Source organism: Halomonas sp. SL1 (assembly GCF_003030865.2).
GTDB lineage: Bacteria > Pseudomonadota > Gammaproteobacteria > Pseudomonadales > Halomonadaceae > Halomonas > Halomonas halophila.
In genome coordinates this window covers 1-14,845 of record NZ_PYUQ02000035.1, presented here as the reverse complement: position 1 = coordinate 14,845, position 14,845 = coordinate 1, and the positions used below count along the sequence as shown (strand labels likewise).

17 protein-coding genes are annotated in these 14,845 nt (G+C 68.5%); 8 read left to right on the top strand and 9 right to left on the bottom strand.

The genetic code is table 11. From position 1 onward, the window contains the following. Together C9J49_RS16810 and C9J49_RS16805 are read right to left on the bottom strand one after the other, a co-directional pair. Positions 1–931 (bottom strand): substrate-binding domain-containing protein (locus C9J49_RS16810; RefSeq protein ID WP_107182549.1); only part of this gene is annotated, 931 nt, incomplete at its 3' end. Positions 932–1,097: 166 nt separating this feature from the next. Continuing rightward, on the bottom strand, positions 1,098–1,721 hold the full coding sequence (locus C9J49_RS16805; protein WP_035597625.1) for a LysE/ArgO family amino acid transporter: 624 nt from the start codon (positions 1,719–1,721) through the stop codon (positions 1,098–1,100). A 126-nt stretch (positions 1,722–1,847) separates the two neighbouring features. Here C9J49_RS16805 and C9J49_RS16800 point away from each other — a divergent pair, with 126 nt between their 5' ends. The 3 genes from C9J49_RS16800 to C9J49_RS17230 all read left to right on the top strand — a co-directional run bounded on the left by C9J49_RS16800 (position 1,848) and on the right by C9J49_RS17230 (position 3,401). Further along, positions 1,848–2,717, top strand: coding sequence for a LysR family transcriptional regulator ArgP (locus C9J49_RS16800; RefSeq protein WP_046078271.1), 870 nt, complete (start codon positions 1,848–1,850; stop codon positions 2,715–2,717). A gap of 104 nt (positions 2,718–2,821) precedes the next feature. Continuing rightward, positions 2,822–3,142, top strand: coding sequence for a hypothetical protein (locus C9J49_RS16795; RefSeq protein WP_035597631.1), 321 nt, complete (start codon positions 2,822–2,824; stop codon positions 3,140–3,142). Between the two features lie 115 nt (positions 3,143–3,257). Beyond that, complete coding sequence (locus C9J49_RS17230) at positions 3,258–3,401, top strand: hypothetical protein (protein ID WP_181454312.1); 144 nt, start codon at positions 3,258–3,260, stop codon at positions 3,399–3,401. Between the two features lie 87 nt (positions 3,402–3,488). On the opposite strand, the gene C9J49_RS16790 is transcribed toward C9J49_RS17230, so the two are convergent. Then, positions 3,489–4,037: a hypothetical protein gene (locus tag C9J49_RS16790; protein ID WP_220084882.1), complete on the bottom strand. Its 549-nt coding sequence runs from the start codon at positions 4,035–4,037 to the stop codon at positions 3,489–3,491. 215 nt (positions 4,038–4,252) lie between these two features. Between C9J49_RS16790 and C9J49_RS16785 the strand changes: the two genes are divergently transcribed. Then, on the top strand, positions 4,253–5,140 hold the full coding sequence (locus tag C9J49_RS16785; RefSeq protein ID WP_107182548.1) for an LD-carboxypeptidase: 888 nt from the start codon (positions 4,253–4,255) through the stop codon (positions 5,138–5,140). Positions 5,141–5,162: 22 nt separating this feature from the next. Here the strand turns inward: C9J49_RS16785 and C9J49_RS16780 are convergent, their stop codons facing one another. Then, positions 5,163–5,585, bottom strand: coding sequence for a DUF6789 family protein (locus C9J49_RS16780; RefSeq protein WP_107182547.1), 423 nt, complete (start codon positions 5,583–5,585; stop codon positions 5,163–5,165). Positions 5,586–5,899: 314 nt separating this feature from the next. Between C9J49_RS16780 and C9J49_RS16775 the strand changes: the two genes are divergently transcribed. Together C9J49_RS16775 and C9J49_RS16770 are read left to right on the top strand one after the other, a co-directional pair. Then, positions 5,900–6,106, top strand: a complete 207-nt coding sequence (locus C9J49_RS16775) for a cold-shock protein (RefSeq protein WP_016853567.1) — start codon at positions 5,900–5,902, stop codon at positions 6,104–6,106. Between the two features lie 195 nt (positions 6,107–6,301). Beyond that, positions 6,302–7,291: a bile acid:sodium symporter family protein gene (locus C9J49_RS16770; RefSeq protein WP_107182546.1), complete on the top strand. Its 990-nt coding sequence runs from the start codon at positions 6,302–6,304 to the stop codon at positions 7,289–7,291. Between the two features lie 110 nt (positions 7,292–7,401). On the opposite strand, the gene C9J49_RS16765 is transcribed toward C9J49_RS16770, so the two are convergent. The 5 genes from C9J49_RS16765 to bla all read right to left on the bottom strand — a co-directional run bounded on the left by C9J49_RS16765 (position 7,402) and on the right by bla (position 12,889). Beyond that, a complete protein-coding gene (locus C9J49_RS16765) occupies positions 7,402–8,688 on the bottom strand; it encodes a dicarboxylate/amino acid:cation symporter (protein ID WP_107182545.1) in 1,287 nt (428 codons plus the stop codon). A 72-nt stretch (positions 8,689–8,760) separates the two neighbouring features. Further along, positions 8,761–9,630: a glutathione-dependent disulfide-bond oxidoreductase gene (gene yghU / locus C9J49_RS16760; RefSeq protein WP_046078278.1), complete on the bottom strand. Its 870-nt coding sequence runs from the start codon at positions 9,628–9,630 to the stop codon at positions 8,761–8,763. Between the two features lie 218 nt (positions 9,631–9,848). Beyond that, entirely contained in the window at positions 9,849–10,835 is a 987-nt protein-coding gene (gene hemB / locus C9J49_RS16755) for a porphobilinogen synthase (protein ID WP_107182544.1), read from the bottom strand. A 167-nt stretch (positions 10,836–11,002) separates the two neighbouring features. Next, positions 11,003–11,875, bottom strand: coding sequence for a putative RNA methyltransferase (locus C9J49_RS16750; RefSeq protein WP_107182543.1), 873 nt, complete (start codon positions 11,873–11,875; stop codon positions 11,003–11,005). A gap of 114 nt (positions 11,876–11,989) precedes the next feature. Next, positions 11,990–12,889: a class A beta-lactamase gene (bla, locus tag C9J49_RS16745; RefSeq protein WP_107182542.1), complete on the bottom strand. Its 900-nt coding sequence runs from the start codon at positions 12,887–12,889 to the stop codon at positions 11,990–11,992. 234 nt (positions 12,890–13,123) lie between these two features. Between bla and msrP the strand changes: the two genes are divergently transcribed. Continuing rightward, positions 13,124–14,140 (top strand): protein-methionine-sulfoxide reductase catalytic subunit MsrP, encoded by a 1,017-nt coding sequence (gene msrP, locus C9J49_RS16740; RefSeq protein WP_107182541.1) that lies wholly within the window; start codon positions 13,124–13,126, stop codon positions 14,138–14,140. Next, positions 14,140–14,763: a protein-methionine-sulfoxide reductase heme-binding subunit MsrQ gene (gene msrQ / locus C9J49_RS16735; RefSeq protein WP_107182540.1), complete on the top strand. Its 624-nt coding sequence runs from the start codon at positions 14,140–14,142 to the stop codon at positions 14,761–14,763. Before msrP ends, msrQ begins: the two co-directional genes overlap by 1 nt. Positions 14,764–14,845: the final 82 nt, after the last annotated feature.

Genomic DNA, 14,845 nt, shown 5'->3' with positions numbered 1-14,845 from the left:
CGTCCAGCCCGCCCGGCCCCAGCGCTTCGAGCTCCGCCGAGCCCCCGCCCCAGCCGTTGATCAGCACATCCAGGCGATCGGTCTCGCGCAGCGCCCGCAGCGCCGCCAGCGCCACGTCGGTGGAGGCGGCGAAGATCATCGTCAGGTCGGGATGCGCCTCCAGGGTGCGCAGGGTCTCGCGGTAGGCCCTTTCCGGGTCGCCGTCGGCGCTGATGCTGGCCACCCGTTCCAGCCCGGGATGGCGACCCGCCATGCCCACGAAGGTGTCGCTGCGCATGCGGCCGACGTAACCGGACGAGAAGCTCAGCGTCATGTACTTGCCCCGATAGTCGGCCTGCTCGAGCATCCACTCGGCGATCAGGCGCGAGCCTTCCTCATGATCGAAGCCGACGTAGAGAAAGGGCGGATCGTCTTCCCACTCGGCCAGCGGCGTGGTGACGTTCTGCAGGATCAGTCGCGGACGGCCCAGCGCCAGCACCCGCTCGATCATGCGCAGGTGGGGCACGGTATCCAGGGTGAACACCAGGTAGTCCGGGCGCCACTGCAGGGCGTTGGTGAGCTGTCGAGCCTGGAGGTTCACGTCCACCGTCGGCCGCGACATGTAGACCTTCAGCTGGTACGGCATGTCCAGTGCGCGCAGCCTGGCTTCCATCGACGCCAGGCTGCGTCGCCAGTAGTCCGAGGCCTGAAGGGCCGGGTAGATGACAGCAATGCGAATCTCGCGAAGAGGAGGCGTGGACAGCGGCACCGCAGGCCCCCTCACCCGGGCGGACAGGTCCGCCATGAGCGCCTGCTGCTCGGGGTGGCGCTGCATGTACTCGTCGACCCTCACGAAGTCGCTCGAGGCACCGAGCACGCCTCCCGACACGGCGGCCATCCATAGCCCCAGTACCAGCCCGGCAAGCCGGACGATCGATTGGCATCCGGCCATTTTCGATCCTTTGTTGTGTTCCCGCTTCGCCCGCGATCCCGATCGGGCACCAGTCCGTCACTGTAGCGCATGACACGGGGCACTGGCGACGCGCCAGTTGTGGCGGAACGTCGGCCAACCGGTCGCCATCTACATATAATTAAAAGCTAATATTAAGGATCGATCCTCAGGCCATGGCCCCGGGCGGGGCGATGGCCAGCTGCAGGGCGATGGCCGCCATCATCATGCCGATGGCCCCGTCGATGCAGCGCCAGGCCAGCGGCCGCGACAGCCAGGGCGAGAGCAGCGCCCCACCCCAGGCCAGCAGGCTGAACCACAGGATGGAGGCGCTACCGGCGCCGACCACGAAGGCCACGGCGCTGTCCTGCTGGGCCCCGATGGAGGGAATCAGCAACAGGGTATCGAGATAGACCTGGGGATTGAGCACCGTCACCGCCAGCGTCGCCAGCAGCACCCGGGCGATGCCGGAGTCCCTGGCCGCATCCGCCTCCACCGCCAGGCCGGCTCGTCCGGCGGCGGCCCGGTACAGCGCCTGGATGGCCAGCCAGCCCAGGAAAGCCACCCCCAGCCAGCGCAGTGCCGCCAGGGTGCCGGGAAACGCCAGCAGCAGCGTGCTCATGCCGAACATGCCCGCGGTCAGCAGCAGCAGGTCGGTGCTCATGCACAGACCGGCCGACCACCAGTGATAGCGGCGCCGCACGGCCAGCCCCAGCACGTAGGCGTTCTGAGCGCCGATGGCGACGATGATCCCGCCGCACACCACCAGCCCGGCCAGATAACTCTCCAGCATCGATCCTCCCGATCTCCCGGTGATTCCCTCACGGCACCGGGCAATCCCGGGCCTTCGATGGCGCCAGACTAGCCGCGGATCGCTATACTGAAAAATCATCTTCTTAATACTGCATCAGTTTTGCTTATGATCGACTACAAGCTGCTCGAGGCACTGGCCACGGTGATCGAGACCGGCGGCTTCGAGCGCGCCGGCGAAGCGCTGGGACTCTCGCAGTCGGCGGTGTCCCAGCGCATCAAGGCCCTGGAGATCCGCCTCGGCCAGCCGGTGCTGATCCGCCATCCGCAGCTGGCCCCTACCCCGGCGGGGCGCCAGCTGCTCAACCACTACCAGCAGGTGCAGCTGCTCGAACGCGACCTGCGCAACGCCCTGCCGACCCTGGACGCCGCCTCGCCACGGATGCGCATCGCCATCAACGCCGACAGCCTGGCCACCTGGTGGGCCGGGACCGTCGCCGACCTGTGCCGCGACGAGGGGCTGCTGCTCGATCTGGTCATCGAGGATCAGGACGTGGGCCTCAAGCGGCTGCGCGACGGCGAGGTGGCCGCCTGCCTGTGTGCCAGCGACCAGCCCATCGCCGGCGCCCGCTGCGTACCGCTCGGCACCATGGTCTACCACCCTTACGCCACCCCGGCCTACATCGCCCGCCACTTCCCGGACGGCCCCACCGAGACGGCCTTCCGCCACGCTCCGGCGATCGTCTACGGCCCTCACGACCAGCTGCAGCACCGTTTCCTCGCCCAGTGCGGGTATCACGGCGCTTTTCCCTATCACCTCTGCCCCTCGTCGGAGGGCTTCGTGCGCCTGGCCACCGCCGGCATCGGCTACGGCATGATGCCGCGACGCCAGGTGGCCGAGCTGGAGGACGCCGGGCGACTCGCCAGCCTGGCCCCGTCGCACTGCCTCGAGGTGCCGCTCTACTGGCACTTCTGGCGCCACAGCGGCGCGCTGCTGGAACGACTGACGAGCGCGCTGGGCGAGGTGCAACTAACCTGAGCAGACGGTGCCAGGCCCCGAGCCGGCCGCTGTGTTCTTCTTCCGACGGAGCCTGCCCCACGATCGATCATTCATTCCAAGCCAAAGCCGATAAGGAGGTTCGCATGAAGGTCTACAAGCCCGAATGGCGTTGCACCCTGAGCGTGACCGAAGGCGCGGAAACATCGGCCAGCTGGAAGACTCGCCTCGCCTGGCGACTGAGGCGGCTGGCCGACCGTCTGGACGACGGTGGAAGAACGATCAAGCTCGACTGCCACACCGAGCCCCGGGTGGCCCGGGAGGACGTCGACGACTGCCTCGGCAAGGGCTTCCTCATGGCCCAGGAACTGCTCACCGAACTCACCCAGCAGGCCGCCTGCGAGGACATCATGCGCGATGCCAAGGCGGAACTCTTCGAGCGGGCCGCCACCGATCCCAAACCCTGAGCGCGATCCGCCGCCCTGCCACGGGCGGGGCGGCGAGCGGTCATCGAATCATCATGCTGCACCGCAGCAAAACGCGCTACACTGACGGTACCTCCCCCCAGAGAGGACCGCCACCATGCCGTCCGACTCCGTGATCTTCGACAGCTACGTCCTGAAATGCTGGGCCGACGCCGCCCGCCTCCAGACCCTCGCCCTGGAGGCCCTGGCCGACTTCCTCGACACCCCTAGGCCCCACCGGCAAGACGCCGATCGCGACTGACCTAGCGACAGCCTCCATGCCCTCGCCCCCCGACGCCGCTCAGGCGGTGTGTTCCAGCCGCCGAATTCGACACCGCCCGCACACGGCCTAGGGGCGCGCGTCCACCGGCACCATCAGATGCTGATAGTCGGTGCCCTTCCACATCAGGTAGGGGCCGCCGTTGTCGGGATCGGCAGGGAAGGCCTCCAGCAGCGCCGGCGGCCCGATGATCATCAGATGCGGCCCCTCGACCACCCACTGGTTGTCCTCGGTGGGTCCCTCGGCGTACGGGTCCAGGTTACTCGCGCCCTCGTCGCCCGCCAGCATGTAGGCGATGCCCAGGCGCTCCGCCGTGAAGGGCTCGCGATTCTGCCAGGCCTGGGCCCAGGCCATCCATGCCTCGTCCAGGCACATGGGCGCCCGCCCGCTCATGCTCGGCGGCGTGGGCATGCAGGTATAGCCGTTGTCTCCCTCCTGCAGCACCTCGCCTTGCCAGTCGACCACTGTGGCCCCCTCGACCATGCCCGGCCAGGTGGCGCCAAGGGCATCCTCCAGCAGGCTCATCGACGCCGCTTCCTCGGCCTGCCCGACACCGCTGACGGACAGGCCTGCCAGGACCAGCCCCGCCAGCGCTCTTTTCGCGATTGCTGTCATCATCTGCTTGCCCTCCCCTCGCTGAACCGGTGCGCAGCGCGTCTCGCTGCCTTCTCAGTCAAGCCAAGGGGGCTACGGCGGGCCACCTGAGAACGTCTCAGTCACAAGGGATGAGCCATGTCCGTCGAAGGCATGACATGCGGCGGCGACGCCCGTGACAGCCGGCCATATCCCGCCGACAATGCCGAGCCTAGCCTTCGCCCCACGAGGAGTCTGCCATGCCGCTCGCCGTCAGCCTGATCGCCCCATCGTCCTTCACCGCCCCCGAGGCCATCGATGCCGGCCTGCGCGGCCTGGAGGCGCTGGGCGTCGAGGTGCGGTTGGAGACGCCATTGCAGGCACCGCAGCGCTACCTGGCCGGCAGCCGCGCGTACCGCCTGGACCAGCTACACGCCGCCTTCGGCGATCCCGAGACCCAGGCGGTATGGGCGGTGCGTGGCGGCTACGGGGCCGCCCAGCTGATCGACGGCATCGACTGGCGTCGCCTGGCGCGCTCGAACAAGCCGCTGATCGGCTACTCGGACGTGACGGTGCTGCTCGACCACTGCCACCGCCACGGCGTGCCGGCCATCCACGGCCCGGTGGCCAAGGCCGCCGCCGGCATGCTCGAGGGAAGCGACGACGAACGACGGATCGTGCGCCAGCAGTTCGAGGAGACCCTGGCGCTGATCGCCGGGCCGACCGTTCTCGACTACCCCATCGCGCCCTGGGCGGAGGCGCCGACCACCCTCGAGGGGCCGGTCGTGGGCGGCAATCTCGCCACCCTCGCCAGCCTGGTCGGCACGCCCGCCGGCTTCCGCGCTCCGCCCGGCTCGCTGGTGATCCTCGAGGACGTGGGCGAGCCCTACTACCGCCTGGAGCGCGCCCTGTGGCAGCTGGTGCACGGCGGCGCCCTGGACCGCGCCGCCGCGGTGTGCCTGGGCACCTTCGAAGGCTGCCGGCCCTACGGCGACACGCCGCTCGAGGCCATCGTCGCCGAGACCCTGGCACCGCTGGGCCTGCCGCTCTACACCGGCCTGCCCAGCGGCCACGGCCTGCACAACCGCCCCTGGCGTTACGGGGCCAGCGGGCGCATCGCCGACGGGCGTCTCAGCGTCGGCGGCTGACCCGCGGCGGCTCGTGCCGGGCCTAGACCACCCCGCGCGTGCGCCCGTAGACGGCACCGATCACCAGCCCGAACACCACGTGGGCGAGCAGCATCGACAGCGGGGCGATCGCCCCGAAGCCCAGGCCGAACAGGCCGGAGCCCGCCAGCGGGAAGACCGTGACCATCACCACCAGCCAGCTGATCAGCCCGAAGGCCAGCCCGCGCCGCAGGTGGGTGCGGCCCGGCAGGTAGGGCGTCAGCAGCCCGTAGAGGAAGCCCCAGATCAGGGTGCCCACCGCGAAATGGATCCCCCAGGCCAGCTCACGGCTGTCCGGCGTCTCGAACGCATCCTGCATGGCCAGGTTCATGATCTCGATGGGGTCGTACCAGGGCATGATCCCCGCTGCCAGGCGCAACACCAGGATCATCGAGACCACGAAGGTGGCGACGAACCCGGCCATCATGCCTCTCATCAACCGACTGCCCATGGTGTCCTCCCGGGAGTCGCCCTGTGGCTTGTCAGTATAGGTGCCCGCGGCCCCGTTCGGCGGGCCGCCGACCCCGCCTCGTCGACGCCCCCGGAAAAATAATGCTCGAAAGTCTTTGACCTGAGGCGGCCAGCGTGACACTGTGGCGCCAGTTGGTGAGCAAGCAGCATGGTTCCAGAAGCATTCGACTCGTTTCGACCGCCTGTAATTGTATTTCTTGTTGTACCCGCTACTGATTCCTGGGTAATTCCAGAAACTTTACAAGGCGCTTAGCGCGAGAGGATTTTCAAATGGCTACTGGTACCGTCAAGTGGTTCAACGATTCCAAGGGTTTCGGCTTCATTTCTCCGTCCGACGGCAGCGATGACGTGTTCGCCCACTTCTCCGAAATTCAGGCTGAAGGCTTCAAGTCACTGCAGGAAGGCCAGCAGGTCTCCTTCGACGTGACTCAGGGCAAGAAGGGCCTTCAGGCCTCTAACATCAAGGCCATCGACTGATCCCCGGATCACGATGACCCGGTGAACCTCAGGGTTCACTGCAAGAGGGCCCGCTTCGGCGGGCCCTTTTCGTTGTGCGCGCCCCACCAGTTGCGTGGCCAGCGCGGCGCCGTCGACGCCCCCCCGCTGCGACGGCTTACGATTAGCAGGCAAGCCTTATAGAATGATGGCTCATCCTTCGCCGCCAGGGCTCCCATGACGCTGCTGCAACGCCTGCCTATCGACCGTTTCCTGCTGATGCTGATCGCCACCGTCATCCTGGCCGCTCTGCTGCCGATCGACGGCGAGGCCGCCGATGCCTTCGGCTGGCTGACCAAACTGGCCATCGCGCTGCTGTTTTTCCTTCACGGCGCCCGCCTGTCGCCACGCACGGTGATCCAGGGCATGACCCACTGGCGCCTGCACCTGGTGATTCTGGCCTGCACCTTCACGCTGTTCCCGCTGCTGGGGCTGCTGATCGGACTGTTCGCCCCCGGCCTGCTGCCGCCGGCGCTGGCCATGGGCATCCTGTTCCTGTGCGTGCTGCCCTCCACCGTGCAGTCGTCGATCGCCTTCACCTCGATGGCCGGCGGCAACGTGCCGGCGGCGATCTGCGCGGCCTCGGCCTCGAACATCCTGGGCATGTTCCTGACCCCGCTGCTGGTCAGCGTGGTGATGGCCACCGGGGATAGCGGCGGCTTCCGGCTGGAGGCCATGGGCGCCATCCTGCTGCAGCTGCTGGCGCCCTTCCTGCTCGGGCAGGTGCTGCAGCGCCGGATCGGCGACTGGGTCCGGCGCAACAAGTCGTGGCTCGGCGTCGTCGATCGCGGCTCGATCCTGATGGTGGTCTACCTGGCCTTCAGCGAGGCCATGGTCGCCGGGCTGTGGCAGCGGCTGTCGGCCTCGGACCTGGCGGTGATGGTGGTGGCCGACTGTCTGCTGCTGGCCTGCGTGCTGGGCATCACCATCGCCGCCAGCCGCCGGCTGGGCTTCACCCGCGAGGACGAGATCGCCATCGTCTTCTGCGGCTCCAAGAAGTCGCTGGCCAGCGGCGTGCCCATGGCCAACGTGCTGTTCCCGCCCCAGACCATCGGCACCATGATCCTGCCGCTGATGCTGTTCCACCAGATTCAGCTGTTCGTCTGCGCGGTGCTGGCCCGGCGCTATGCGCGACAGGCGCCGGCGAGCGACGCCGCCTCGAGCTGAGGGCCCGGCCGCCCTGCCCCCGCGTCACCGCGCTGCGAAGAACGGAAAAACCCGCCGGATGGCGGGTTTTTCATGCTCGCTTGGCGGGTGTCCCGCCGCCGCTGGCTCGCTCAGGCGCGGGCGTCTGCCGTCGCTGCCGACTCGCCGTCCTCGACGGGCCGCTCGCTGAGGCGCTCGCCCTCGCTGCGGCCGATCACGGCGGTACCGACCAGGTCGCCGGTGACGTTCAGCGCCGTGCAGCCCATGCCGACCAGGGCATCGATGGCGGTCAGCAGCGCCACGGCCTCGATCGGCAGGCCGACCTGGGAGAACACCGTGGCGATCATCACGATGCCCGCGCCCGGCACCCCGGCGGTGCCCACCGAGATCAGGGTGCCCACCACCACGATCTGCGCCATGCTGGCCAGATCCAGCGACATGCCCGCCACGTTGGCGGCAAACACCGCCGAGATGGCGATGCGGATCGCCGCGCCGTCCATGTTCAGCGTCGCGCCCAGCGGCAGGCTGAAGCCGTAGAGCCCGCGCGAGAGCCCCAGCCGGCGCGCCGCATCGAGGGTCAGCGGCAGGGTACCGGAGCTGCTCTGGGTGGCGAAGGCAGTGGCCATGGGCGTGCGCGCCTCGCGGAAGAAGCGCCGCGCCGACACGCCGAAGCCCTTGAGCAGGCCGAGATAGACCAGCAGCTGCACGCCCAGCGCCACGTAGAGCACCACCACCATGTCGCCGAGCGACAGCAGCGTGCCGAGGCCCTGCTGGGCCACGGTGCCGGCGACGATGGCGAACACGCCCGCCGGCACCACGTGCAGGATGCCGCTCATCACCTTGAGGGTCGCGGCGTTGAGCGCCTCGATCAGCCCGTGCAGGCGCTCGCCCAGCTCGGCGTGGGCCTCGGACTGGCGCAGCCGGGCCACGGCCAGGCCGAACACCAGGGCGGTGAAGATGATGCCCAGCAGGTTCTGGTCGGCGAAGGCCTCGACGATATTGGTCGGCACGATGCCGAGCAGCACCGAGAGGATGCCGGGATTCTCCGGCACCGACATGGAACCGGCGCCCTCGAGCGTCATGCCCTCTCCCGGCGACAGCAGGCTCGCCACGGCCAGCCCGACCACGATCGCCAGCGCCGAGGTCACCAGGTAGTAGAAGAACACCTTGCGCCCGATGCGTCCCAGACTGCCACTGCGGCCCTGGTTGACGCCGGACATCAGGGTGAACAGCACGATGGGCAGGATGATGAACTTCAGCAGCCGCATCAGCAGCTCGCCCAGCGGCGCCAGCGCCTCGCCGACGGCGGGCCCGCCGATCAGGCCGACCGCGGCGCCCAGCACCAGGGCGACGGTGACGCGCAGGATCAGTGAGCTGTCGCGATAGCCACGCCACAGGGGTAACAGGAAAGTGAACATCTGGACCTCTTAGGAAACGATAAGCGCCGCGGACCATAGGCCCACGGCGCTCGGGGTGCAAAGATCAGATGGTTAGGAGCTTATAACGTCCTGCGTCTTGTGCTGGAAGTCGCTGGCGTCGTGGCGCTCGTGAAGCTGCGTTTCCGGCTCGCCGAAGGTGCGGTTGACCATGCGGCCGCGCTGCACCGCCGGGCGGGCGTCGATGGCCTTGGCCCAGCGCAGCACGTGCTCGTACTCGTGCACGCTCAGGAACTCGGCGGCGTCGTACAGGCGACCCAGCACCAGCTGGCCGTACCAGGGCCAGGCGGCCATGTCAGCGATGGTGTACTCGTCGCCGGCCAGGTAGGGCGACTCGGCCAGGCGCCGGTTCAGCACGTCGAGCTGGCGCTTGGTCTCCATGGCGTAGCGGTCGATCGGGTACTCCAGCTTCTCCGGCGCGTAGGCGTAGAAGTGGCCGAAGCCGCCGCCGACGAAGGGTGCGCTGCCCATCTGCCAGAACAGCCAGTTCATGGTCTCGGTGCGGCCGCTGAGATCGCCCGGCAGGAACTCGCCGAAGCGCTCGGCCAGGTAGAGCAGGATCGAGCCGGACTCGAACACACGGATCGGCTCGGCCGGGCCGTGATCGACCAGCGCCGGGATCTTCGAGTTCGGGTTGGCCTCGACGAAGCCGCTGCCGAACTGGTCGCCATCGCCGATGCGGATCAGCCAAGCGTCATACTCGGCGTCCTGGTAGCCCAGCTCGAGCAGCTCCTCGAACATCATGGTGACCTTCACCCCGTTGGGCGTGCCCATGGAGTAGAGCTGGAACGGATGCTTCCCGACCGGCAGCGGCTTGTCGTGGGTCGGACCGGCGACGGGCCGGTTGACGCTGGCGAAGGTGCCGCCGCTGGCTTTTTCCCAGCTCCAGACCTTCGGCGGAACGTACTCGTTACCTTGGCTCATGGGACCTCCTGGCTATCGGATGATGGACGTCAGACTAACACGTGGGATCACGTTAGCATCCTATCAACCCGTTAGCGGCCGTCTATCGTTCGCCATCCGCCGCGATTATCCACGCCATTGGGGCACGGACCGACACCCAGCCATGCACACAAAAAAACCACCGCCCTCTCAAGCGGTGGTTCTTCGTCTTAGCGGCAATGCGCGGCGCTGGCCGGGGCCTATTTCCCCGCCAGCCACTCCGCGACCTGCCTGGTGTAGTAGCTGACGATCAGGTCGGCGCCGGCGCGCTTGAAGCCGACCAGGGTCTCGAACACCACCTGCTGCTCGTCCAGAGCGCCGGCCATGGCGGCGTACTTGATGCCGGCGTATTCGCCGCCGACCTGGTAGGAGGCCAGCGGCAGATCGGTGCGCTGGCGCAGGTTGGCCAGCACGTCGAGGTAGGGCGTACCCGGCTTCACCATCAGGATGTCGGCGCCCTCGTCCTCGTCCAGCAGCGCCTCGACCAGCGCCTGGCGGCCGTTGGCGATGTCGAGCTGATAGCCCTTGCGGTCGCCCTTGAGCTCGCTGTCCACCGCGGTGCGGAAGGGGCCGTAGAACGCCGAGGAGAACTTGGCGGAATGCGCGAGGATCGACACCTGCTCGAAGCCGGCGGCGTCCAGGCCCTCGCGGATGGCGCGCACCTGGCCGTCCATCATCGCCGAGGGCGCGAGCATGTCGGCGCCGGCCCGGGCCGCGGCGACGCTCTGCTTCACCAGGTTCTCCACCGTGGCGTCGTTGCAGACGTGGCCGTCCTCGACCACGCCGCAGTGGCCGTGGCTGGTGTATTCGCAGAAGCAGATGTCCGGGATGACCACCATCTCCGGGCAGGCCTGCTTGATGGTGCGGATCATGCGGGCCAGCAGGCCCTCATCGTTCCAGGTGTCGCTGCCCAGCTCGTCCTTGTGGCGGGAGATGCCGAACGGCATCACGTAGCGCACACCCAGCGCGGCGAGCTCCTTGATCTCGGCCTCGACCATGGCCTCCGGGTAGCGGACGATGCCCGGCATGGCGGACACGTCCTTGGGCTCGTCGATGCCTTCCTCGATGAAGATCGGGTGCACCAGGTCGTTGAGGGAGAAATCGTGCTCCCGGACCAGATCACGCATGGCCGGCGACTGACGCAGCCGGCGGGGACGACGCAGGGGGGAGACTTCGAGTTGGCTCATGTTCTAGGTTCCGCTTGTCGGCCCCTCGCGTCGCGCCTCGGCGCCGCGATAGGGCCTGGGAATGATGGGTCAGGCGTCTACGCTAACATGGCGCCCGGTTAGCGCCCTATCAACTGCGACCCTTCGCCCCACCCGGGTGTGTGCGCTGGGGGTGCGACTGGATCGCCCTATGCTCGCACCAGCCGCGTCAGCCGCACGTCCACGGTGAGGCTGAGCGAGGTCAGCGCCGCGGCCCTCTCGCGCCCCTCGGCGCTGGCGCGGTGCAGGTGCGGCGTCATCGCCAGCAGGTCGGCGATGGGCTCGGCGCCCTCGAGCTCGATGGCGTAGCGCAGCGTCTCGCCGGGGCCGCGCGTGAAGCCCTCGGGCGCGGCCTCGTCATCCTCGCGGGGCGGCTTGAGGCTGGGGTAGATGGTCTCGCGCAGCTCGCGGAGGTGGTCCGGCCCGGCCTCGACCATCAGCAGCTCGCCGCCCGGCTTCAGCACCCGGGCGAACTCCGGATAGACGGGAAAGCCGAACAGGCACAGCACGCGGTCGAGGCTCTGCGCCTGCACCGGCAGGTGGGCGTTGGTGCCCACCACCCAGGTGGCGGCCTTCTCGCGCTTGGCGGCGGCGAGCACCGCCCACTTGGAGATATCCACGCCCAGCAGCGACAGCGTGGCCGCCCCGCCCTGCGCTTTCTCACTCTCGGTCGCCACACTGGCAAGCTCGCGCAGCGCTCGTAGATAAAAGCCCTCGCCGCAGCCGGCGTCCAGGCAGCTCAGCGTGCCGCCGGCGGGCGCCCCTTCAAGCACGGCGCGGCTGACCGCCTCGGCGATGGGCCGATAGTGGCCGGCCTCGAGGAAGCGCCGCCGCGCCGCCACCATCTCCTTGCTGTCGCCGGGATCGCGGGAGCGCTTGTTCTGCACCGGCAGCAGGTGCACGTAGCCCTGGCGGGCGATATCGAAGCTGTGCCCGGCCGGGCAGCGCCAGGCGCCGTCGCGACGCTCCAGCGGGTCGCCGTCCAGCGGGCAGGCCAGCGCCTCGAACGATGTGGTGCTCATGGGTCGCCCATTCCCTTTCGTTGCTGCGTTCATTGCCGCGGCATGACGCGCTCATGCCGCGGCGGTGTTCACGGTCGCACCATCGAGCCCTGCCCGATGGCGCGCTGGGCGACATTATACCCGGGCGGCCAGCCGTCCGACGGCGGCGATGGTCTCGTCGCGCTCGGCCCCGCTCGCGTCGGGCATGAAGGTATAGGCAACGGCGATCACCGCGCCGCGATCGCCCGGCCAGGCGATGCCGATGTCGTTGGCGTTGCCCTCGCCGTTGGTGCCGGTCTTCTCTCCGACCAGCCACGACGACGGCATGCCGGCGCGCAGCCGGGCGTCGCCGACCTTGCCCTCGATCATCCAGGCCGCGAGCTGGTGCCGCGAGGACGGTGACAGGGCATCGCCCAGCAGCAGGGTGCGCAGGGTCGCCATCATCGCCAGCGGCGTGGTGGTGTCGCGCTCGTCGCCCGCGTGGTCGTGCGTGTTCAGCTCGGGCTCGACGCGGTCCAGCCGGGTGGTGTCGTCGCCGATGGCGCGCAGGAAGGCGGTGACCGCCTCGGGCCCGCCGACGCTCTCGATCAGCGCGTTGGCCGCCGCGTTGTCGCTCCAGGCCACCGCCGCCTGGCACAGCTCGGCGACCGTCAGGCCGGGCTCGCCCAGCCGTTTCTCGGTGATCGGCGTCCAGCCGACGAGATCGCCCTCCTCGATCACGATGCGGCGATCCAGCGTCTCGCGACTCTCGTCCACCCGGGCCAGCACCGCCGCGGCGATAAAGAACTTGCCGGTGCTGTTGAACAGGAACCGCTCGTCGCCGCGATGGCTCGCCACCGCACCGGTGGCGACGTTCAACAGCGCCACGCCCACGCGGTCGTCGACCGACCGCTCCAGCTCACCCAACTGACGCTCGAGATCAGCCGCACCGAAGGACGTGGTGGACGCACTAGCAAACGCCGGCTGGCCCGCGGCGATCAGGGCGCCGGCAGCGCTTATCGTGCCAAGGACCTGGCGGCGTGAGAGGGTCGGCATGGTGGGGCTCCTGGGTGGGGTCGGCGGAAAGGGAGCAGGCAGAGTAGCCGGGCGGTCAGGCGCGACGCAAAAAAACACCCGCCGTTGGGCGGGTTCCTGTGGCGGCCATCAGAGGCCGTCCCTCTGCTGCCCACATGACAAGATTGTCATCTTGCCGTCAGCGTTTTCACGGGGCCGAGGTGTCACGATGCCTAGACTCGTCGTGCCCACGTCCCCGCCAGTGGAGGCATCACCATGCTGATCAACATCGCCAAGCCCAGCGATCTGCGCGAATCCGATGTGACACCGGAATCCGTCTATCTCTCGCGGCGCCGCTTTATGGGCGGCCTGGCCGGCCTGGGGGCGGGGCTCGCCCTGTCCGGCCGAGCCCGGGCCAGCGCCGACTATTCCGATGTTCCCAGCGGCGATGCGCCCGCCTGGCTCAAGGAAAAGCTCGATGCCTCACGTCGGCGCGCCATCGTGCCGGACGACCCCGAGCAGGACGCGATCGCCCCGTTCGACGACGCCAGCGGCTACAACAACTTCTACGAGTTCGGCACCGGCAAGTCCGACCCGGCCCGCCGCGCCGGCGATCTCGAGACCCAGCCGTGGAGCGTGGTGATCGACGGTGAGGTGAACAACGGCGGCCGTTTCGACCTGGAGGATCTCGCCCGCCCCTCCCGCTTCGAGGAGCGCATCTATCGCCTGCGCTGCGTCGAGGCGTGGTCGATGGTGATTCCGTGGCTGGGCATTCCCCTTGCCGAGGTCATCAAGCGCGCCGAGCCGACGAGCAAGGCCAAGTACGTGCGCTTCGAGACCCTGGTCGATCCCGAGCAGATGCCCGGCCAGCGCTCCTCGTTCTCGCTGATCGACTGGCCCTACGTGGAGGGGCTGCGCCTGGACGAGGCCATGCACCCGCTGACGTTGCTCGCCCTCGGCATGTACGGCCGCGAGCTGCCCAACCAGAACGGCGCGCCGCTGCGGCTGGTGGTGCCGTGGAAGTACGGCTTCAAGAGCATCAAGTCGATCGTGCGCATCTCGCTGGTGGAGGAGCAGCCGATCAACTCCTGGCAGCGGATCGCCCCGGAGGAGTACGGCTTCTACGCCAACGTCAATCCGCAGGTCGACCACCCCCGCTGGAGCCAGGCCAGCGAACGGCGCCTGCCCAACAGCCTGTTCAGCCCCAACACCATCGATACCCAGATGTTCAACGGCTACGCCGACGAGGTGGCCGCGCTATACGCGGGCATGGATCTGCGGGAGCACTTCTGATGACGGCGCAGGGCAAATGGCGGCTCTGGCGCGGTGGGGTGTTCCTGGCGGCGCTGACGCCCCTGCTGCTGTGGGGCTGGCAGGTCGCCAACAACGCCGCCGGCCCCGAGCCGGGCCGCTACCTGCTGCTGAATATCGGCCTCGGCGGGCTGTGGATGCTGCTGCTCACCCTGAGCCTGACGCCGCTGACCAAGCTCACCCGCTGGAAGGGCTTTGCGCTGATCCGCCGGCAGCTCGGCCTCTGGACGCTGGCCTACGCCAGCCTGCACCTGCTCAGCTATGCCCTGTTCATCCTGGGGCTCAACTGGGCGATGCTCGGCAGCGAGCTGGTCAAGCGCCCCTACATCATCGTCGGCATGCTCGCCCTGATCGGCCTGGTGGCCCTGGGCGCGACCTCGCACCGCTGGGCGATGCGAAAGCTCGGCAAGCGCTGGAAGCCGCTGCATCGGCTGGCCTACCCGATCCTGGGGCTGATCCTTCTGCACTTCTTCTGGGGGGTGCGCGCCGACCTCGGGGAATGGACCCTGTACGCCACCGTATCCGTCCTGATCATGGCGACCCGCCTGCCGCCGGTGGCGCGGCGCCTGCCCAGGATTCGCCTGCGACTCGCAGGCATCCGTTAATTGGGGTCTCCGTTAATTGGGTCTAATTGGGGTCTGTCCGTAAGCGAACGGGCATCACCGTTTGTCAGTGATCAGGCGATGT

Excerpts from the sequence above, each read along its gene's own strand:
- C9J49_RS16805 (WP_035597625.1), bottom strand. The coding sequence starts at position 1,721 with ATGCTGGAGAGTTATCTGGCCGGGCTGGTGGTGTGCGGCGGGATCATC.
- C9J49_RS16800 (WP_046078271.1), top strand. The coding sequence starts at position 1,848 with ATGATCGACTACAAGCTGCTCGAGGCACTGGCCACGGTGATCGAGACC.
- C9J49_RS16795 (WP_035597631.1), top strand. The coding sequence starts at position 2,822 with ATGAAGGTCTACAAGCCCGAATGGCGTTGCACCCTGAGCGTGACCGAA.
- C9J49_RS17230 (WP_181454312.1), top strand. The coding sequence starts at position 3,258 with ATGCCGTCCGACTCCGTGATCTTCGACAGCTACGTCCTGAAATGCTGG.
- C9J49_RS16790 (WP_220084882.1), bottom strand. The coding sequence starts at position 4,037 with ATGATGACAGCAATCGCGAAAAGAGCGCTGGCGGGGCTGGTCCTGGCA.
- C9J49_RS16785 (WP_107182548.1), top strand. The coding sequence starts at position 4,253 with ATGCCGCTCGCCGTCAGCCTGATCGCCCCATCGTCCTTCACCGCCCCC.
- C9J49_RS16780 (WP_107182547.1), bottom strand. The coding sequence starts at position 5,585 with ATGATGGCCGGGTTCGTCGCCACCTTCGTGGTCTCGATGATCCTGGTG.
- C9J49_RS16775 (WP_016853567.1), top strand. The coding sequence starts at position 5,900 with ATGGCTACTGGTACCGTCAAGTGGTTCAACGATTCCAAGGGTTTCGGC.
- C9J49_RS16770 (WP_107182546.1), top strand. The coding sequence starts at position 6,302 with ATGACGCTGCTGCAACGCCTGCCTATCGACCGTTTCCTGCTGATGCTG.
- C9J49_RS16765 (WP_107182545.1), bottom strand. The coding sequence starts at position 8,688 with ATGTTCACTTTCCTGTTACCCCTGTGGCGTGGCTATCGCGACAGCTCA.
- yghU (WP_046078278.1), bottom strand. The coding sequence starts at position 9,630 with ATGAGCCAAGGTAACGAGTACGTTCCGCCGAAGGTCTGGAGCTGGGAA.
- hemB (WP_107182544.1), bottom strand. The coding sequence starts at position 10,835 with ATGAGCCAACTCGAAGTCTCCCCCCTGCGTCGTCCCCGCCGGCTGCGT.
- C9J49_RS16750 (WP_107182543.1), bottom strand. The coding sequence starts at position 11,875 with ATGAGCACCACATCGTTCGAGGCGCTGGCCTGCCCGCTGGACGGCGAC.
- bla (WP_107182542.1), bottom strand. The coding sequence starts at position 12,889 with ATGCCGACCCTCTCACGCCGCCAGGTCCTTGGCACGATAAGCGCTGCC.
- msrP (WP_107182541.1), top strand. The coding sequence starts at position 13,124 with ATGCTGATCAACATCGCCAAGCCCAGCGATCTGCGCGAATCCGATGTG.
- msrQ (WP_107182540.1), top strand. The coding sequence starts at position 14,140 with ATGACGGCGCAGGGCAAATGGCGGCTCTGGCGCGGTGGGGTGTTCCTG.